The following is a 21,062-nucleotide window of genomic DNA, read 5'->3' as shown; positions in this document are numbered from 1 at the left end:
AACTGCTCCTTTCCCTATTTAGCCTGCATTTTTTAATGCAAAATCTCGACCAAATAGCAGCTTATTTCTAAATGATGAGACTGGGGTTTGGTCTGCAATTAACTCTGCATACCACATACCATCTTCAGTATCACCGAACAGTACTGCACCGATTACCCGATCACTTTGAATGATAATACGCTTATAAATCTGGCGTTTTTCATCGTTCAGGATAATATCTTCATAATCATCTTTCGGCTCAAAATTGCCCGCAGAGAATACATCGACACCACTGACTTTTAACTGAGTCGGCACAGTAGGTGCTTTAAAAGTTAAACTGCCGTGTTCAGCCAAATGGGTCGCGCAAATAAAAGCTTGGCCCCATAGTGGCTCAACTAAACCAAAGGTCTGTCCACGGTGTTCAATACACTCACCCACCGCGTAAATACTTGGGTCAAACGTTTGCATGGTGTCATTCACCAATACACCTCGGTTGCAGCGTAGACCAGCACTTTGCGCCAAGCTAATATTTGGACGGATACCTACAGCGAACACCACAAGGTCAGCATCTAACACTGTGCCATCTTTCAAGCGTATTTGCTTCACATGACCGTTTTCATCACCAATTAACGCTTCGGTATTAGCATCGGTAATAATGTTAATACCTTTTTGATCAATGCTATGACGCAGTAACTGGCTCGCACGGCTGTCAAGTTGACGTTCCATAATACGGTCCATCAAATGCAATACTGTCACATTCATACCGCGTTGTTTTAAACCATACGCAGCTTCTAAACCAAGTAAACCGCCACCAATCACGACTGCATTAGTTTTTGAACCACAGTATTCAATCATGGTGTTAACGTCATAAATATCACGGAAAGTTAAGACGCCTTTTAAGTTGACACCTTGAACTGGTGGAATAAACGGAGCCGAACCTGTTGCCAAAATCAAACGATCATAATCAACAGTTTGCCCTTTTCCGGTGTAAACCACTTTACGAGGGCGATCAATTTTTACCGCTTTATCGCCTGCAATAAATTTAATGCCTTTATCGTCATACCACTTTGGTGGATGCAACATAATATCTTCAATGGTTTTTTCACCCGATAAAACTGGAGATAACATAATGCGGTTATAGTTACCCCAAGGTTCTTCACCAATCACCGTAACTTCATAACGGTCTGGTGCCATATCGAGTAAATCTTCGAGGCAACGCATTCCTGCTAAACCATTCCCGATTAGCACCAGTTTAAGTTTGTCTTGTGATACACCTGTATTGGTAATATAAGTTTTTTGCGGTACTGCATTGACCCAAACACGGCCATCAACAATTTTGCTCGGATAAACTGAAAGCTTTTGGTCTTTATCCTCTAAACAACGCCCTGTTGCTAAGCTGAAATGTTGTTTATAGATTGGTGATGCAATAACACGCTCACCTTGTAAATCTCCGATAATCCCACGGCTCATCACATTCGCTTGGCTAAATGGATCTTTATTGCTCAGCACGTAAACACGTTTTTCATGCCCCACACGGAAGATTGCTACCGCTTGACCACCAACTAGCGCACCCGCACCAGTGTTTGGGGTTAAATCATCGAGTGCGCAAACGTCAATCCACTGATCATCAGGAAGCATATTTTTGTCTTGTACAATATTCATATAAGTTCTCCTTTATGCTTCAACCATTGGAATACGGTCTTCTGAACGTTCAGCTTCGGTTAATGGACGGATTTGACCACGTTCAGTTGTAAATTGAATGTGCGGATCAGCCTGCTCATTTGCACCTGCGTTGATATAGGTTTGGAAGCGTTTACGAACTTCAGGATTTTCTACCGCAGTACGCCATTCGTCTTGATATGTGCCAATAATGTGTTCCATACGGCGCTCAAGCTCGGCAGCCAAACCAAGAGAGTCCTCAACGATCACAGATTTAAGGTAGTCTAGACCGCCTTCCATGTTGTCGCGCCACACACTGGTACGTTGTAAACGGTCTGCGGTTTGAATGTAGAACATATAGAAACGGTCGATGTAACGGATGAGCGTTGCTTTATCAAGGTCAGATGCAAGTAACTCGGCATGACGTGGTTTCATACCACCATTACCACATACATAAAGGTTCCAACCTTTTTCAGTCGCGATAATACCCACATCTTTACCTTGCGCTTCTGCACACTCACGGGTACAGCCAGACACCGCCATTTTTAATTTATGTGGTGAACGCAAACCCTTGTAACGATTTTCAAGCTCAATCGCCAAACCAACTGAGTTGTCTACCCCGTAACGGCACCATGTGCTACCCACACAAGATTTCACAGTACGCAAAGATTTACCGTAAGCATGACCAGACTCAAAGCCCGCCGCATTTAGCTCTTCCCAAATAAATGGAAGCTCATGAACTTGCGCACCGAACATGTCAACGCGTTGACCACCAGTAATTTTGGTGTACAGGTTATATTTCTTCGCAATTTGACCAATCGCGATTAAACCATCTGGAGTCACTTCACCACCAGCCATACGTGGTACAACCGAGTAAGAACCGTCTTTTTGGATATTACCCAAATAGTAGTCATTACTGTCTTGTAAGCCTGCATGACTTGGCTCAAGTACGAAATCGTTCCAGCAAGAGGCTAAAATGTTTGCCGCAGTCGGTTTACAGATGTCACAACCCAAACCATGGCCATGTTGGTGAATTAAATCATCAAAAGTTTTGATTTCATTGACACGAACCAAGTGATGTAATTCTTGACGCGAGTACGGAAAATGTTCGCAAATGTGGTTATTTACAGTCACACCTTGACGTTGTAACTCTGACTTTAAAACTTGAGTCACTAATGGTGCACAACCACCACATGCAGTTGCTGCTTTGGTGCATTTCTTTAATGCACCTAAAGAGGTCGAACCATCACTAATCGCTTGGCAAATGTCTGCTTTTGATACGTTGTTACACGAACAGATTGTTGCGCTGTCCGGCAGCAAATCTACACCGCTACCACCAGATTTTCCTACCGACTGCTCAAAGCCTGGCATGATTAAACTTTCAGGCACTTCCGGTAAAGCCAGACCATTTAACATCATTTGTAAAAGGTCATTGTACTCTTTCGCATCGCCCACCAAAACTGCGCCCAGCAATTTGGTTTTATCTGCATTTACAACAATCTTTTTATAAACCAGCGCATGCTCATCTGCATAGAAGTAGCTTAATGCACCCGGGGTCATGGCATGCGCATCACCTACAGAGGCAACATCCACACCCATCAATTTCAACTTGGTGCTCATGTCCGCGCCAGCAAAGCAGTTACATTCCTCATCCGAAATATGTTTTGCTGCAATACGCGCCATGTCATAGCCTGGTGCAACCAAACCATAAATCTTGTTTTGCCAAAGCGCACATTCACCAATGGCATAAATGTTTTGATCTGAAGTTTGGCAGTAATCATTAATGACGATACCGCCACGCTCACCAATCGCGAGTCCACTATTACGTGCAAGCTCATCACGCGGACGAATCCCCGCAGAGAATAAAATCACATCTGCTTCAAGCTCGCTACCATCTGCAAATTTCATCACATGCGTTGTGCTGTCACCGCATTCAATAGATTGAGTCGCTTTTTGTGTATGAACTTTTACACCAAGATCTTCGATTTTACGGCGTAAAACTTTACCGCCTAAATCATCAATTTGAACTGCCATTAAACGCGGAGCAAATTCAACAACATGTGTTTCCAACTCTAGGTCGCGTAAAGCTTTCGCTGCTTCAAGACCGAGCAAACCACCACCAATCACCACACCTGTTTTTGCATTAAGACTCGCTGCACGAATCGCGTCTAAGTCTTCAATCGTACGGTAGACAAAACAGTTTTCACGGTCATTACCCGGAATTGGTGGAACAAATGCATAAGAACCAGTAGCCAACACCAATTTGTCATAGCTAATCACATCACCATGGTTGGTTGTGACTGTTTGCGCAGCTGTATCAATTGCAGTTGCTTTTGTATTAAGACGTAAGTCAATGCCATGAGCATCGGCAAAGTCAAAACGTGCTAAAGATAAATCTTTTGCCGATTTCCCAGAGAAATATTCTGTCAAATGCACGCGGTCATAGGCGATACGAGGTTCTTCCGCGAGAATCGTGATTTCTAGTTCATCATCTGCTTTTTCTAAAATGGCTTCGATGAATTTGTGGCCCACCATACCATGACCAATCATTACCAATTTCATAGTGCTTCTCCTCAAATCACGTTGCTTTTAAGCTGCGTTATTCCGTTCTCAAATAGACATTGTTCTTTTGCTTTGTGCTCTATCGAGAAATGAATCAAGCTCACATGGCATGTAGCTGCTTGAAACCAATTTTTTTCACTCGTTAACGACACCCAATGCACAGCAAAATCAAAAAAAGAAATAAAAAAAGCGAGCCCCCTTTTAGAGAAGGCTCGCATCGCTGGAACTGAAAAATTAAATAATTCAGATGTAACTTTTTTATGCAATAAAAATAAAGACATGACCTTCACTCCGACTGAACGTAACTTCTTTGTATGTGCGGTTGCACTCACAAACTCGATCAGAACGGACATCGTTGGCCGTCTTTAAAACTCATGGTCGTCTTCGACCTGTAATTAAGTAAGCACTTTACATGCCAATATTTAAAAAAATTTAACCTAATAATACTTTTATATTTAATTTCATACAGATATAAGTTTTTAACATGTGAGAAAAGAATCAAACCTTATTTTACTTGCTCTATCACTGCACACTCATATGGTTTAAACAAAAATAAGCTTTGCCACAAAATGAACCGTATTTTTGCACCAAGATCGAACACACCAACTCTTAAGCATCCAAAATTGCCACTAAATCCTGATTTTTGAGTGGTTTTGGATGGCACTAATCTTGCTTAAAACCCAATAACAAAAAACGCGTCGAATTGGCGCATTTTCTTAGCCTGATTTTCTGAACTTATGCCAAAACTCAAAATAGCCCTTATTGATGATGATCATGCGCGAGCGGACTATATAAAAAACAGTCTGCTTGAAAATGACTTTGAAGTGGTCGCTTGCCTTACTTTGGATCACTTGAATATCTTTCGTCTTGAAGATTTACAAGCCGATGTAATCTTGCTCGATATGGATCATCCTCATCGCGACATTATTGAAAGCTGTGTCAGTAGCTATGATCTACCTACTGTCCTGTTCACTAAAAATTCAGATAAAGACACTATCAAACAAGCCATCGATGCAGGAGTAACTGCTTATATCGTCGATGGCATAGATCCTGCCCGCTTACATACCATTTTAGAAATCTCGATCGAGCAATATAAAAAGCACAAAAAACTCGAAGGTGATTTAAAAGAAGCTCAAACCAAACTTGCTGACCGTAAGGATGTTGAAAAAGCTAAAGTGCTACTGATGCAATTACATGGACTACCAGAAGAAACTGCATTTCAGCTTCTTAGAAAAAATGCGATGAGTCACCGGATTACGATTGGAGAAATGGCAAGGCATTTACTTGACGCTCAAAAATTACTTGGCAACCAACTGAAGGATGAATAAATGAGCATATTAGAAAAGACTCAATTACAACTCGGCTATATTCCTTTGCTTGATTGTCTTGCATTACTTTGGGCAAAACAAAGAGGTTTCTTTGAAGAAGTCGGTTTAGACGTCACTTTAGTTAAAGAAGCATCTTGGGCAAGTCTTCGAGACCGTTTGGCTTTTGGATTATTAGATGCAGCGCACTGTTTATCTGCAATGTTACCTGCGGCGGCTGTAGGCACAGATCAAATTGGCACACCACTACAAACATCACTGGTTTTAAGTGAAAACCGTGCTTTCATTAGCTTAAGTCAAAAACTTACTCATCAACTTGCAATTAAAGAAAATGATACGGCTCAAATAACGGCGCAGAAAGTGGCGAGCTATCTTGAACAAGGTCACCCCATTTCATTAGCGCATGTGTTTAAGCATTCCATTCATCATTATTGTTTAAGAGAATGGTTGGCTTTAGCAAATCCAAAAATCGCGCAGTCTATTCAGCTCAAAACATTACCACCACCTTATATGGTCGAAGCACTCGATAAACATGTGATTGATGGTTTTTGTGTGGGTGAACCTTGGAATACCCAAGGTGAGCTTCTTGGTTTAAGTAAAATGATCTGCTCAAGCCAAAACATTATTCCTCCAGTGGCTGACAAGGTTTTAGCCGTAACACAGGAATGGGCAAATCAGCACCCACAAACACTAGTCGCGCTCACCGCAGCAATTATGAAAGCCCAACAAGAATTGAGTGAGTTCCAAGACTTTGCTCCAATTTTAAAGTTATTGGTTGAGTTTGAAATTGTTCGTTTTCATTGCTCAGAAGAAGTGCATGTCGATAAATATTTTAAGATTCAGGAAATTGTTCGTCATTTAGTAAAAGAAAGTGCGTTTCCAAAAGTAGAAGACTTTTATTGGCTGCTTGAGCAAATGCAAAAGTGGGATGAACTTCAAATTGACCAAGCACAAATCATAAGCTTAGGAGCTCAATGCATTAATCTTGAGGCTTATGAACAAGCCAAACAGCGATATTCTTCATAAGTAATCTAAGAGTCAAATCAGCATAAAAAAAGCTGTCTTTTATAAAAAAGACAGCTTGAAAGACCCATAAGACAAAATGCGAAACACGCATTACTATATTTTCTAGGCTCAACTGATCCATTGAAAATATAGCGCTTATGGAAATGATCATATCTATCTAAACATATCATTTTCAGACATTTTCATATCAATAACTGCCACATCATCAATTTCGTTAATCATTCTCAGCCTGTTAAGAAAGTACTCAAATATTCCTCTCTTTTTATGCATTAAACCTCTCTATCATCTTTACAAAATAGTGATACACAAATTATGTGGGTCAGGTCATAAATTTTATTGCTTCAAAGTAATTTCAATCATCCGTCTTAATTAGATTAATTTTTTTAGCTAAAAAGTAATTTATTGCCTATCTAGTTATATTTAAAACATTTATTAATTTCTAACTTTATAAAATATAAATATTACGATTCAAACAATTACACAAAAAAAATTAGTGAAAAATCCTATAAGTCCCCCCTATTTTGCGTTACAAACCGCAACAATCATGGCACAAATGGTAATAATAATTAAATTAATAATCATTATCATTCACATCACATAAAACCTGAGAAGATCTACCATGATCCATGAAAATATTCTCGACTGCATAGGTAAAACGCCACTATTACAACTATCAAGGCTATTCACGCATCAATCGATCTCAGTGATTGCGAAAATGGAATTGTTAAACCCAGGAGGAAGTATTAAAGACCGTCCAGCATTATTCATGCTACAGGAAGGCCTGAAATCGGGAGTGATTAATAAAGATAGTCATATTGTTGAAAGTTCTTCAGGAAACTTAGCGATTGCGCTTGCGATGGCATGCAAAATATATGGATTAAAATTTACTGCCGTTATTGACCCGAAAATTGCCTCAGCAAACCTACAAATGCTGAAGCTCTACAAAGCCAACATCGAAATGGTCTCTGAAAAAGACCAAAACGGTGGTTATTTAAAAACCCGAATTGATACCGTAAAACGTCTCTGCCAACAACTGCCAAATGCAGTCTGGATTAACCAGTATGCAAATCCAAACAACTGGAAAAGTCACTACTTTGGTGAAGCAGAAGAAATCCTAAATCAAATTGATCGCAAGATTGATTACCTCGTGATTGGAGCAAGTACCTCCGGCACGATTATGGGCGTGTCTCGTCGCCTTAAAGAAAAGTTCCCCGAATTAAAAGTCATCGCAGTCGATATTGTCGGCTCTGTGCTGTTCGGTGGAACATCTGGTCCACGCGAAATTCCTGGCATTGGAGCAAGCACTGTTCCAGCTCTCCTCTCCCCCGATGAAATTGATGATGTCATTTATGTAGATGACTATGAATCAGCACTCGGGTGCAGAGAACTTCTTGAACATGAAGGAATCTTTGCAGGCGGTTCGAGCGGCTCATCTATTTCAGCCATCAAAAAACTGATTCCAACCATTCCTGATGGATCGTGCGTCTTAACGCTGTTACCCGATCGCGGTGACCGTTATCTCGATCTGGTTTATGAAGATGAATGGTTTGAAATGATCAAGAAGCGTCACTTCAATCGAAACGTACGATGCCAAGAAAATCTTACTTTACAAAATGTTGTTTAACTTTCTCCTTAGGAAATATTCATGAGCAATTTGGCTACCCTTCGCTATTTAAGTCAATCAGATTTATTAAATCTTGGCGCAAATCATAGTAATTCATTTATTGAAGCGATTACTGAAGGTTTAACCCTGCATGCAAATAAACAGTTTGTACAACCCTTAAAACCGTACCTTCGCTGGCAAGGTGCAGACCATATTGCTGACCGTATTATCGCAATGCCTTGTTATTTAGGCGGCAACGACCCAATTGCTGGCATCAAATGGATTGGCTCAAGACAACATAACCCTAAAAAATTCAATATTCCGCGTGCTAGTGCACTAATTGTTTTAAATGACTCAGAAACAAATTATCCAGTTGCAGTAATGGAAGGCAGCTTAATCAGTGCTATGCGAACTGCGGCAATTACGGGTGTTTCAATTAAATATTTAGCAAAAAAAGACTTTTCAGACATTACCGTGATTGGCTGCGGTCCAATTGCTCAAATGCAGATTAAGACTGTACTTGAACAATATGCTCAAGTGAAAAAAATCCATTTATTTGATGTGAACCCTGAAGCGGCTGAAAAACTCAAAGCGTTGTTCTTATCGGAATATCCACATCTAGAAATTGAAATTCATGACAGTGCCAAGTCTGCAATTCAGCAAGCCGATGTCCTCATTACCTGTACCGTTTCAGATAAGCCTTACATTCCGTTTGAGTGGCTTAAAAAAGGCTGCTTTGTTTCAAACATTTCAATTATGGATATTGAGCCAGAAGTCTTCTTAAAAGTCGACAAAGTGATTGTAGATGACTGGGACCAATCAAACCGAGAAAAGAAAGTCATCAACGTGCTGGTTGAAGATGGCTTATTCAGCCGTGAAAAACTACATGCTGAACTTGGCGACATCATTATTGGTCATAAAAACGGCCGCGAACACGAAGATGAAATCATTTTGCTCAACCCAATGGGCATGGCGATTGATGACATTGTCTGCGCTAAGTGGTTCTTCAATGCCGCACAAGAACAAAATGTTGGCACGGTTCTACCGCTTTTATAAGAATAGGAATAACTAAAATGTTAGATCGGATTTACACAGCACAACTACAAAAAACGATAGATGCACTCTACATGGAGAATTATGGAGATTTTAAAGATCATATTTCCTATAAAAAGCCTTATCTGGCAATTACTCTCAATGATGAGTTGGAGCTCTATTTCAACTGTTTAAAAGTAGATGGTGTAAATCCTTTCTATGTTACCCAACCCGAAGTTTTGCTTCATAACCTCTTAAACAATACGACAACTAAAATTTCGATTTCTGAAGTTTTTAACTATTTAACCCAAGCAACTTGGTGGCCTTCACCACACCATCAAAAAGCGATTAATTACTGGCTAGATAACTTAGTAACGGCTGAAAAAATTCCTCAAATTTTACAGTCAGCCCTTTCATTTTCTTCGCCTTTGATTACGAGTGAATTGCTATCGCTGGTAGCTGATCGTCCATTTCATCCGTTCGCTCACTCAAAAGGTGAACTTGCACCACTCACAACTCAAAAAGAAATTGAGGTGTATTGGTGGGCTTTTAAGAAAGATGATGTGATCAATAATATGGAATCTGTTCCTCACAAAGAGCTTTTGTTATCAAAAGTTGAGGAAAGTCTTATTACTAACAAAATGGCTGAGCTTTCAGATGACTACTTAGCCCTACCTTTGTTAGAGACGCAACACCGCTATTTAAAATTTGATGAAAATAAGTATGAAGGTATTGACCTAAAACACGTCACCACAATTGGTTTACCAACTTCTTCTTTAAGAACGCTTATTCACAACACAAACCCTACTCTGCATTTAAAACTTTCAACCAATGCCAAAACATTAGGTGCAATCCGCTCTATGCCAGGCCGTTATTTAATGAATGGGCATACGGCTTATGATTTTTTAAATGACGTCATTAATGAAATTTCTTTAATAAAAAATCGCCTCTTTTTGAGTAATGAAACGCACTGGTGGGTACTGGGTAAGCGAGAGCCAATTGTAAAAAATTTAGGGGTGATTGGCTGCCAAGTCAGACATTTACCCGACTTTTGCCAAGATAAAAACGTTACACCAATCACCATGTCAGCTTTAAGCTGTACCTATGTTGACCCTTGGGAAACTTTAGGCGTTGAAGGTGACAAATGGTCATTATTAAAAGACTTAAGTGTTCATTTTATTCAAACATTCTTAACGCTTTGGTCGAAAGGCATCATGCCTGAATGCCACGGGCAAAATACCATGGTGTGTTATGAAAATAATAAGTTGAAATGCTTTATTTTACGTGACCACGATACCTTAAGAATATGTACCACAGCCATTGAAGAAAGCGGTTTTACACCCCCGATTTATACCATCGATACGAGTACGCCAAACAATCTTATCTTTACTAAAAATGAAGACTTATTTAATTACTTCATTACCTTAGGGATTCAAATTAACCTCTATCCAATTGCTTTAGCTGCCTTGAAATATACGGATCGTACAGAAAGCGATTTTTGGGAGATGGTTCAAGACATTATTCAAGATTTTGTAGAAACCCAACCCATTTCAGAACAAACAAAATCACAAATTCAAACCTATCTTTTTGACAATAAGACTTGGCCATTTAAACAGCTACTTACGCCTTTACTTGCGCAAGAAAGCGACTCAACAGGCATGCCAAGTAAAATCGGAACGACGCCAAACCCTTATCAGAGCTTATCTGTTTCTAGCTATGAGATCATGGATATCTAAATCATGCGCTCATCTCGCCTAGATCATTTCATTATTTTGCTCTGTCAGTTTTTTTCCACTTTTGGGCTTATGGTGCTGATTCCAATCATGCCGCTCTATATGGAAAAACTGACGGCGCATATGAGTGCTCCCACTATCTGGGCAGGTTTGGCACTCGCGGCTCCAGCCATTGGCAGCTTATTTACAGCACCGATTGTGGGTCATCTATCCGACACATTCGGTCATAAAAAAGCCTTGTTACTTTCACTGGCTGGTTTCTGTATTTCAATACTGCTTATGGCGAGCGCCCAGCATTTATACCTATTTATTTTCGCGCGAATTTTACTCGGTTTTTGCGGTCTCTCAGTCATTTTAAATGCCTATGTTTCATATCTTTCCAATGAGCAACAACGTGGTGCCGCTTTTGGGCAACTACAAAGTAGTGTCGCGCTCGCTTGCCTATGTGGTCCCGTACTCGGCGGGATATTTATGGATCAATGGCGGGTTGAAGTATTACTTAATGCAACAGCATTTGTTGTGATGACACTCATTGTAATTGCGTCATTTGTACTAACCACTACTGTTAAAACTGAGGCGCCAAAAACCAAAGAGAAATCCAAGCTTCCAGCTTTCTTTGATAGAACGATTTTTTCATGGTTAAGCGCTGGCATTTTGGTTCAAGCGGGCGGCTTTGGTTTGGTGTCTTGCTTCGTTTTATACATTAGCGAAATAAGCCAAAGCACTCACTCTTCGTTATCTGCAGCAAGCTTAACAGGAACCATTCATGCGCTTTCATGGGGAGCAGCCTTTATTGCTGCGACCTATTGGGGAAAAAGAAATGATGATAAAGGAGATTCTTTTAATAACTTCGTTTACGCATCTTTAATTTGCGGCATCACAATTTTCGCATTGATCTGGGTTTCAAATATTTGGCTAGTTCTTGTATTACGACTCATACAAGGCTTTTGCTTTGCAGCCCTGATTCCTTCGATCTTACACACCATTTCTCTAAAAGCTGGCGCTCAAAGCCAAGGAAAAGTGATTGGCATTTCTAACAGTGCCTTTGTCTTAGGACAGCTTATTGGCCCAATCACCATCACGCTCACTTACTCATTTTTCAATATTACCGCGGCATTAATCTGCACCTCACTATTTTTTATCGGTGCGGGATTAGTGGTGATTTTGAACAGATTCTTAATGGATACAATTTTAGAAGAGGCACAAGAATGAACTCAATTATTACAACAGATGCATGGTCTTATAAACTTTTCGAACAGTACCTAAATACTTTCTTTCGTGAACTCAAAGTAAATCTTGAAAAGCACATTATCTCAGCTCAAGATTCTCCTTTATTCACCCTATATGCGGAGCAACCAGACACACTGTATTTTGCTTATACGTTTAACATATTTAACACGGTTATTTATGGCGCAGTTCAGCACTTATCAACTACGGGTTATCACAGATATCAACGTGGTTTTGTTCTGCAAAATTTGAACGACAATACGTTTGACTCGCTCACCGACCCTAAACAGTTAGTGAAGCTGATTACAGATGAACTGAATAGCTTATTTAAAGATAAAAACCAAAATAAAAATCTGTACTCCGATATTGCCAATAGTATCGATAACACAAAATTCTTTTTAGAAAATAAGCCTTCCCAAACAGCAACTAAAGCATTGAGTAGTTTTCAGGCTACTGAACAAGGCATGCTATATGGGCACCCTTTTCATGTGACCTCTAAAGCCAATCTAGGTTTTTCTAAAGAGGACATGAAAAAGTATAGCCCCGAGTTAGGCGCAAGTTTCCAACTTCACTACTTTGCGGTTCATTCGTCTTTAATCCAAAAACTGGTCAGTGAAGAACAGCCATCTTACCGTATTGAAGAGGAAGTTTTAGACGCAACAAAAGACCATTTACAAGAGAATTTCACCAATTATGAGCTTATGCCAACCCATCCGTGGCAAGCCAATTTCTTACTTCAACATCCATCGTTAAAGAAACATTTAGACAGCCAAGACGTAATCTATCTGGGCGCTTTAGGTCAAACGGTATGGCCGACCTCATCCGTTCGCACGGTGTGGCTACCTCAATCGAATCTTTTCTTAAAACTCTCTATTGATGTACGAATTACCAGTTTCATTCGTAATAACCCAATGGATGAGATGGAACGCGCGATTGATGCGAGCAAAATTATTATTAATCACAAGATTAATGAACAATATCCTGACCTTGTGATTCTGCCAGAGTTAGAGGCTAAAACAGTCAAAATTCCTGAGCTTGAAAGTTCATTTGGCATTATTTATAGAGCAGGACTCACGCCAGATGTATTAGAAAATACCCGAATGCTGGGCGGCTTGGTTGAAGAAAACGAAAACCATGAAATCCCTCTTTTAAGCTTTATTCAGCAAGCTGCACCGAATCAAAACTTACAATCGAACGATGCCAAAGACTTCATTACTTTTTGGTGGAAACAGTACGTTAAAGTTTCGCTTATTCCATTAGTTGAGTTGTTTGCAAACAAAGGCATTAGCGTAGAAGCGCATATGCAAAACAGCTTAATGGAATTTAAAAACGGCTATCCACATCGCCTTATTCTTCGAGATATGGAAGGTATTAGCATTGTTCCAGAAATGATAGAAGATGACTCATCTATTTCTGAAGATAGTACCGTTTGGTTCTCTCAAAAAGATGCTTGGACCTTTTTAAAATATTATCTCGTGATCAATCACATTGCTCATCTCATCAGTGCAATTGCACGCGTTACAGCCATTGAAGAATCTGAACTTTGGCAAGCGACCCGTCTTACGCTCACGCAAGAAAACTTTAGCGCCAAAGGCCAACAGTATAGCGATTTATTAATTCATTCACTCACATTACCAATCAAGGCAAATATGTTAAATACGCTCTACCACAGTGGTGGCAATCCAATCTGGATTGAAGTTGAAAACCCTATTTATAAATATCGCGGTGCAGACGCGCTTTGCCCTCTTCAACCAACACAACAAACCAATTATAAAACCCTCGCAGAAAATCGCGTGATGGGCCAATTACTAGAAGCGCTTATTTTTGAAAATACTTTTAAATACGAGTTTTCTAAAGGTCAGATCAAGTTCTATATTTCCGATACTGTTTTCTATACTTGTGCGGCTAAACGACACTTTAGTTTTAAACGAATTAAGTTAGATCCTTCAAGCTTAATCCGTTCTAATATTACGTTAGACGCTGAAACTCGCCCTAACTTAAAAATACTACTTGCCGACCTAAAAAATATTATTGAAGCAGACCCAGTTAAATGGCAAAACTTTAATGATGAACTCTATTTAACTTATGTTAAACATGCGCAAACTTTAAGCCAAGCACCTGCTCAACCTTTAAGAACTTTGCCTTACCTAGAACAAGAAGCACGAATTACCAATGCGCATTTATATCATCCAAGTTTTAAATCTCGTATCGGCTTCGATTTAAAAGAAAACCAAAAATATGCACCCGAGCTTTCTGAAGGTTTTACAGTCCAATGGGCGGCAACTCATAATAGTTTATGCAAACTGGTTTTAAGTGAAACCATTAACTTAGAACAGCTTTATAAACAGCATTTTTCAGAAAAAGATCTACAAGCCATTAACAATCAATTGAAAGAGCAACATGTAGATTTTAAAGATTATATTCTTACCCCAATTCACCCATGGCAGTGGGATAAAATTATTGAATTATATTATCAAGATGCAATCAGCAACCAACTGATCATTCCGTTAGATATTGAAGGTCCAACTTACTTACCACAGCAGTCGATTCGAACCTTGTCGAATATTAGTGATATTTCGGCGCTTTCTCTCAAGTTGGCAATGAACTTGGTCAATACTTCAACCTCTCGTGTATTGGCACCGCATACCGTTCAAAATGCGGCAAAAATGAGTGACTGGTTGTATAACATTGTTGAGCAGGACCATATTTTAGAGAAACAGCGTAAGCCAGTTATTTTAAGAGAGATTGGCGGTCTTTCAGTTAACCAGCCGATTGCGCTACCTGTTCAATACGGCGCACTCGCCTGCATTTGGCGCGAAAGTATTTACAGCTACTTAAAAGAAGGTGAATCGGCCACGCCAGTAACAGGTTTGATGCAACTCGATATTGACCAAAAACCTCTCATTGATGAGTGGATTCAAGAGTATGGTATCGAGTTCTGGTTAGAAAAATTACTCACCAATGCTTATCTACCAATCATGCATATTTTGTGGTGCCACGGTCTCGCTTTAGAATCACATGCGCAAAACATGGTACTGATTCATAAAAATGGCTTACCAGTTAAAGCGGCCTTGAAAGATTTCCACGATGGAATCCGTTTTAGTCGTCATCTTTTACGTGAGCCAGAGCTTTTACCTAACTTGCAAGATGCGCCAAAAGAACATGCCAAAATTAACCCGAACTCATTCTTAGAAACCCACTCTCCAAATGAGTTAAGAGACTTTACTCAAGATGCGCTGTGGTTTGTAAATCTGGCTGAGTTAGCAATTTTCTTAAATGAACATTATGACTTCGATGAAATCAAATTCTGGACCATGTTAAGAACCATCATCAATCAGCATAAAGAAGCTCATCCAGAGTTTAGCGAACGATATGAATTGTTTAACTTTACAGATGACACCATTGATATTGAACAACTCGCAAGCCGCCGTTTCCTTCCGGAAATTCGCTTAAGAGTACAAACTACACCAAACCCGCTCAGCCTTATTAAGGAAATTGAATATGAATAAGCATTCGATTTCTTTTAAGAAACGAATAGCAAATGGCGAGACGCTCTACGGAATCTTTTGTTCCGTAGCTTCGCCAATTAATGTCGAGCAACTAGCACTTGCGGGCTATGACTTTATTATTATCGACTTGGAACATACTTTATTTAGTACGTCTCAAGTCGAGACCATGATTTTAGCTGCTAGAGCCATGCCTCTTGATGTGTTTGTAAGAGTGCCGTTAAACGCGAACCATTTAGTTCTACCTCTGTTCGATGCAGGGGTAACGGGCATTGTGTTTCCGCGTATTGAAAATGCGGAGCAGGCTCAACAGGCGGTGAACTATTGCCACTATATGCCGCTTGGGCAAAGAGGACTCAACTCGACAAGGTTAAATCGATACGGCATGGATGATTTAGCGAGTTTTGTTCAACATGCAGCAAACGAAACGGTTGTCATTGCTATGATTGAAAGCTTAGAAGGACTACAACAACTAGATGAAATTTTAAAAGTAGAAGGTATTGATATTATTCTTGAAGGTGCTGCCGACCTTTCTCAATCGATGGGAATGCCGTGGCAAACTAGCCATCCAAAAGTGAAAGAAAAAGTTCAAGAGATGTATTTAAAGACTAAAAATAGTCAAAAGTATTTCTGTGCTATTCCTCGACAACCTGAAGATATTGCAGCGTGGAAACAACAATCCGTTCAGCTTTTTGTACTCGGGGATGACCGCAGCATTATACGCCGTGCCCATCAAAACCATCTAAATACCTTTAAGAGCATTTCATAACTGCTCACATCTTTTAGGGGAATAAAAGCCTATTCCCCTAATTCATTGAATAAATTTCAAATATATTATTTTAAAGCAATTAATAATATTGTTAATTACAATGATTCTCATTTATAATTCGGTCAATTTAAAATCACTCTCAGGGCGAGACAATGGGAAATAAGAAAAGTAATAAGCTTTTAACGAGGAAATCTGAAGTTAAAAATATCATTCCACTTCTTTCACTTGGTGGAGCCATTATTCTTTCAAACTCAGCATTTGCAGCTTCAACTTCTGATACCACAGAAACAGAAAAAAAGCCTGAAGCCCTTCCTACCATTACTATTGCAGCTACACGTGCAGATGAACTCTCTACCTCTGCCAAACAAGTCACCAAGTTAGATGAAAAACAAATTGAGCTTTTGAAAAATGGATCGTCTGGAAACATTGCGACTGTTTTAGCCAAAGCCGTACCGGGCCTATCGGACTCAAGCCGAACCATTACCGATTATGGTCAAACTTTACGTGGCCGTAATGCGCTTATCTTAGTCGATGGCGTTCCTATGAACCTTACACGTGATACAGCGAGAGGACTTTCAGCCATTGACCCTGAAAGTATTGCCAACATTGAAGTGATTCGTGGTAGTAACGCAATTTATGGTGGCGGCGCAGCGGGCGGTATTATTTCAATTACTACAAAAGCTGCCGGCGGTGAGCCTACGGCTAAAACGGTCGTTGGCCTACAAACACCACTTACAAATCTGCGTTCTAATGCTTTAAGTGGCGATATTCACCAATATTTCACGGGCAGTTTTAACGCTTTTGACTATGCGCTCGACTTTGGTTATCAACGTATTGGTAGCCCATACGATGCAAGTGGTGACCGTGTTGCACCTGAACCAAGTCAGGGCGACCTTTACGACTCAAATGGATATAGCATCGGTAGTAAGCTGGGTTATCACATTGATGACAACCAATATCTACAGTTTGCTGCAAATTATTATAATGCAGAGCAAGACTCAGACTATGCATCTGACCCAAGTGTAAAAAAAGCTCCAGCAGGAACTGTCCCAGCCAAAGCCATTAAAGGGCTAAAGCTCAAAGACCAAAATAAAAACGAAAACCAGATCTACAATTTGACCTATAACCATAAAGACTTTTTTGGTAATAAAGTTGATGCTCAAATTTATTACCGTGACTTCTTTACCCGTTTTTCACCGTTTGATGCCCGTGCAAATGCCAACCGTGGTAAACAAGTCGACCAGATTTATCAAGAAAATAACGTACTCGGTAGCCGCTTAACCGTGACCACTCCCCTTGAGTTTTTAGGTGATACATCATTGGTTTGGGGTGGTGACTTTAGCCGCGAAAAAAGCGAAATGCCTTTAGATATTTTCGACCCTAATATTTATGACCAATCTGGCGGTTTAGAGTTTGTAAAAATCGGAAAACTGATTTATTTACCTGAACTGACCACGCAAAGTGTCGGTGGTTTTGTGCAGTTAAAACACCGCTTTAATGACCAATGGTCAGCAGAAGCTGGTACACGCTATGAAGACAGCTATGCCCAAATTGATAGCTTTGTTCCATTATCACAATTAGGCAAGACTAACCCTTACACTGTTCCGGGCGGAAAAGTGAAAGCTGATGCATGGTTATACAATGCTAATGTAACTTTCTCTCCAAATGATCAAAACTCGATCTATGCATCGTTTAACCAAGGTTTCCAATTACCTGATGTTGGTTTGATTATCCGTAATGCTGGTGAAGGTTTTAACCTTGGTTCATCATTCTTAGAGCCAGTAAAAGTAGATAACTATGAACTCGGCTGGAAAGGAAACTTCAATAACATCTCATCAAGTTTAGCTGTATTCCACTCAACTTCTGACCTTGGTGCTGTGCAGTCTTTTAACAATGGTTTAGTACTGGCTAGAACCAAAGAAAAAGTAACTGGTGTAGAGGCAACTTTTGACTACCTTGACGATGCAAATGTTTGGGGAACTGGTGGTAGCGTTACTTGGATGAAAGGCCGTGAAAAACCTCAAAACGGTTCTGAACAAGACATGACAGGTTTCCGTATTCCACCATTAAAACTAACAGCTTACGTTTCTTATAGTCCAACAGAAACTTGGACGAACCGCCTACAAGCAACTTACTTCGGTGCAGAAGATTACCGCTTAAATGGTGTAAATGGTTTTGGTCGCTACGATGTAAAAACATATACAACAGCAGATTTAATCAGTAGCTTTGCGCTTAACAAAAAAGACACTGTGACAATTGGTTTAGAGAATATGTTTAACCGTAAATACTATCCTCTTTATAGCCAATTATTAAGAACAAGTGATAACACCAGCCACTTAGTTGCAAATGGTGCAACGCTTAAAGTGACTTATAGTCACAAGTGGTAATCAAAACTGACATAGAATGATTCACAAAAAAGGAGATCGTGCTGATCTCCTTTTTTTTTAAATAAAAAATAAAGTTTTATTTTCTTTGCATTATTAGCTAAAAGCCGGCTGTCGGAACTCCCCTAGCTTTCTTACAGAAATTTTGTTAACTTGATTTTGTTACATATTCAAAATACAGCTTTCTAGCCAATACTAATATGTAGTTTTACCAATATTTTTAATGGGGCAAGTCAGAATGGACATCTCACACCGCGAAATTTACGCGCTTGTAGACATTAATAACTGTTATGTCAGTTGTGAGCGACTATTTGACCCCAAACTTATTGGTGTGCCAGTTGTCGTGCTTTCTAATAATGATGGATGTGTTGTATCACGCAGTGAAGAAGCAAAAAACATGGGTATAAAGATGGCAATCCCATGGTACCAAATTGAAGAAGAAGCTCTCCAAGCAGGCGTACACGTCTATTCAAGTAACTACACTTTATATGCCGAGATGTCTCGTCGTTTTTTTTCGGTTTTAGGTGAATTCTTCTCACCCGATGATTTAGAAGCTTATTCAATTGATGAATGCTTTATCCGTTTAACCCCTTATCTTCAATCTCTAGATATCCATTCTCATTGTGCCAAAGCAGTAGAAACCCTAGAAAAATGGTTAAGCTTACCTTGCTGTATTGGCATCGGATATTCAAAAACTCAGGCCAAGTTAGCCAATCACTATGCTAAAAAAATTAAAAGCTTTAATGGAATTTGTAATTTCACTACCTTAGATCCCCTACTGCTTGAAGACCTCATGCAACAAACTTCCGTCAAAGAAGTGTGGGGAATTGGCTACCAATTGGTCAAACAACTACGAAGCTATGAAATTTATTCATGCCTAGACTTAACTTTTGCCAATGAACACCATCTCGCAAAAGCTTTCTCTGTGGTTATGGCACGTACTATTCGTGAGCTAAAAGGCCAATCCTGTATCCAACTTGATGATCCTGCCATCTTAACAAAACGAATTTTAGCATCACGAAGTTTCGCTCAAGCTTTATCCAGCATTGAGATTATTAAACAAGCGCTTATCTTTCATCTCAATCGTGCTCACCGGCGTTTAATGAAACAGGAACAGCTGTGTGCCTGTATTCAAGTCATGCTTTATGAAAAAACCGATAAACCACCTTATAAAAAAGCATCATCTCAAGCGATAGGTTTAACGTATGCAACAGATGATCTATGCATATTAACTAAAGCAGCCATGCAACAAATTGATGTTTTATATAAAGAAAATAAAAAATATATTAAGATTGGAGTCTTATTTTGTGGTTTGCATGCCCGTCAACATCACATTAATGACTTATGGCAACCTCTTGAGTTAATTCAGCAAAGACAACAACTCATGAAAACCCTAAGTACAGTTCGTAATCGATTCGGCAGTCACTATCTACAAGTCGGTTATCATTCCCGTAGTCCATCTTGGCATATGAAACAATGTCACCGTTCAAAAAACTATCTAACTCGATGGAATGAGCTACTTGTAATTGGAGAGAATTCTACAGCCGTTACACAAAATACATGAACTGTTTTTGTCAATTCAGTTTAAAATGAGCTTCATTAAATTACTTGAAATTTTGTCATTTTTTAACATTGCTAAATCATCGCAAAATTTACAATATATAAGCCGAATTTGGTATACCCTTTCTGCGACAATTAAAACAAATTATAAAAAAATTGTAGAAACATATGCCATAATAAGCAAACTTTGCAGACATCTTGCAAAGAATATTTGCAACTTTAGAGCTGGAGCAATCTGAATGAGTTCGACCATTTTGGTGATTCATGGACCGAATTTGAATTTGCTGGGAAAACGCGAACCAGAAGTATATGGTCATCTTACCTTAGGTGATATTAACCAACAACTCGTTATCCAAGCTCAAAACGCATCAATTACATTAGATACTTTTCAAAGCAATTGGGAAGGTGCCATTGTTGACCGTATTCATCAGGCACAAACCGAAGGCGTAAAACTTATTATTATTAATCCTGCGGCCCTCACCCATACTTCCGTTGCTCTACGTGATGCCCTACTCGGCGTTGCCATTCCATTTATTGAAGTACATTTGTCGAATGTCCATGCAAGAGAAGCATTTAGACATCATTCATATTTATCCGATAAAGCAATTGGCGTGATCTGTGGTCTTGGTGCAAAAGGTTATAGTTTTGCACTCGATTACGCTATTGAAAAAATTCAACCATCTAACCCAAACTAGTT

General features: G+C 39.5%; 14 protein-coding genes and 1 pseudogene. 11 read left to right on the top strand and 4 right to left on the bottom strand.

Features of this window, described 5'->3' with window-relative positions:
• Positions 1 to 18 precede the first annotated feature (18 nt).
• Genes nirD through K6I41_RS07295 form a run of 3 tightly spaced genes read right to left on the bottom strand, consistent with a single transcriptional unit; the run spans position 19 to position 4,553 of the window.
• Positions 19 to 1,641 (bottom strand): nitrite reductase small subunit NirD, encoded by a 1,623-nt coding sequence (gene nirD / locus K6I41_RS07305; protein ID WP_250375519.1) that lies wholly within the window; start codon positions 1,639 to 1,641, stop codon positions 19 to 21.
• 12 nt (positions 1,642 to 1,653) lie between these two features.
• Complete coding sequence (gene nirB / locus K6I41_RS07300) at positions 1,654 to 4,200, bottom strand: nitrite reductase large subunit NirB (RefSeq protein ID WP_250375518.1); 2,547 nt, start codon at positions 4,198 to 4,200, stop codon at positions 1,654 to 1,656.
• A gap of 11 nt (positions 4,201 to 4,211) precedes the next feature.
• Positions 4,212 to 4,553, bottom strand: coding sequence for a hypothetical protein (locus K6I41_RS07295; protein ID WP_250375517.1), 342 nt, complete (start codon positions 4,551 to 4,553; stop codon positions 4,212 to 4,214).
• Between the two features lie 384 nt (positions 4,554 to 4,937).
• On the opposite strand from K6I41_RS07295, the gene K6I41_RS07290 reads away from it, so the two are divergent.
• Positions 4,938 to 5,528 carry an ANTAR domain-containing response regulator gene (locus K6I41_RS07290; RefSeq protein ID WP_250375516.1) on the top strand — a complete coding sequence of 197 codons (591 nt, stop codon included), beginning with the start codon at positions 4,938 to 4,940 and terminating at the stop codon, positions 5,526 to 5,528.
• Positions 5,529 to 6,551, top strand: coding sequence for an ABC transporter substrate-binding protein (locus K6I41_RS07285; RefSeq protein ID WP_250375515.1), 1,023 nt, complete (start codon positions 5,529 to 5,531; stop codon positions 6,549 to 6,551). It abuts the gene before it with no gap.
• Positions 6,552 to 6,576: 25 nt separating this feature from the next.
• Here K6I41_RS07285 and K6I41_RS07280 read toward each other — a convergent pair.
• Positions 6,577 to 6,672 (bottom strand): annotated as a pseudogene (locus K6I41_RS07280) (hypothetical protein); the annotation flags it as partial.
• A 498-nt stretch (positions 6,673 to 7,170) separates the two neighbouring features.
• Between K6I41_RS07280 and sbnA the strand changes: the two are divergent.
• The 9 genes from sbnA (at position 7,171) to aroQ (ending at position 21,060) form a co-directional block, all read left to right on the top strand.
• Positions 7,171 to 8,175: a 2,3-diaminopropionate biosynthesis protein SbnA gene (gene sbnA, locus K6I41_RS07275; RefSeq protein ID WP_250375514.1), complete on the top strand. Its 1,005-nt coding sequence runs from the start codon at positions 7,171 to 7,173 to the stop codon at positions 8,173 to 8,175.
• 21 nt (positions 8,176 to 8,196) lie between these two features.
• Positions 8,197 to 9,210 carry a 2,3-diaminopropionate biosynthesis protein SbnB gene (sbnB, locus tag K6I41_RS07270; RefSeq protein ID WP_003652251.1) on the top strand — a complete coding sequence of 338 codons (1,014 nt, stop codon included), beginning with the start codon at positions 8,197 to 8,199 and terminating at the stop codon, positions 9,208 to 9,210.
• A gap of 71 nt (positions 9,211 to 9,281) precedes the next feature.
• Positions 9,282 to 10,922, top strand: coding sequence for an IucA/IucC family protein (locus K6I41_RS07265; protein WP_250375763.1), 1,641 nt, complete (start codon positions 9,282 to 9,284; stop codon positions 10,920 to 10,922).
• A 3-nt stretch (positions 10,923 to 10,925) separates the two neighbouring features.
• Positions 10,926 to 12,131 carry an MFS transporter gene (locus K6I41_RS07260; RefSeq protein WP_250375513.1) on the top strand — a complete coding sequence of 402 codons (1,206 nt, stop codon included), beginning with the start codon at positions 10,926 to 10,928 and terminating at the stop codon, positions 12,129 to 12,131.
• Complete coding sequence (locus K6I41_RS07255) at positions 12,128 to 15,655, top strand: IucA/IucC family protein (protein WP_250375512.1); 3,528 nt, start codon at positions 12,128 to 12,130, stop codon at positions 15,653 to 15,655. The genes K6I41_RS07260 and K6I41_RS07255 overlap by 4 nt, the downstream gene beginning before the upstream one ends.
• Positions 15,648 to 16,421: an HpcH/HpaI aldolase family protein gene (locus K6I41_RS07250; protein ID WP_013197456.1), complete on the top strand. Its 774-nt coding sequence runs from the start codon at positions 15,648 to 15,650 to the stop codon at positions 16,419 to 16,421. Before K6I41_RS07255 ends, K6I41_RS07250 begins: the two co-directional genes overlap by 8 nt.
• Positions 16,422 to 16,573: 152 nt before the next feature.
• Positions 16,574 to 18,808 (top strand): TonB-dependent receptor, encoded by a 2,235-nt coding sequence (locus K6I41_RS07245; protein ID WP_250375511.1) that lies wholly within the window; start codon positions 16,574 to 16,576, stop codon positions 18,806 to 18,808.
• Between the two features lie 235 nt (positions 18,809 to 19,043).
• On the top strand, positions 19,044 to 20,369 hold the full coding sequence (locus K6I41_RS07240; protein ID WP_250375510.1) for a Y-family DNA polymerase: 1,326 nt from the start codon (positions 19,044 to 19,046) through the stop codon (positions 20,367 to 20,369).
• A gap of 235 nt (positions 20,370 to 20,604) precedes the next feature.
• Positions 20,605 to 21,060 carry a type II 3-dehydroquinate dehydratase gene (aroQ, locus tag K6I41_RS07235; protein WP_004791768.1) on the top strand — a complete coding sequence of 152 codons (456 nt, stop codon included), beginning with the start codon at positions 20,605 to 20,607 and terminating at the stop codon, positions 21,058 to 21,060.
• The last annotated feature ends 2 nt before the right edge of the window (positions 21,061 to 21,062 follow it).

It is taken from the genome of Acinetobacter sp. AS23, assembly GCF_023612055.1.
Classification (GTDB): domain Bacteria; phylum Pseudomonadota; class Gammaproteobacteria; order Pseudomonadales; family Moraxellaceae; genus Acinetobacter; species Acinetobacter oleivorans.
This window is presented reverse-complemented; position numbering and strand designations above follow the sequence as displayed.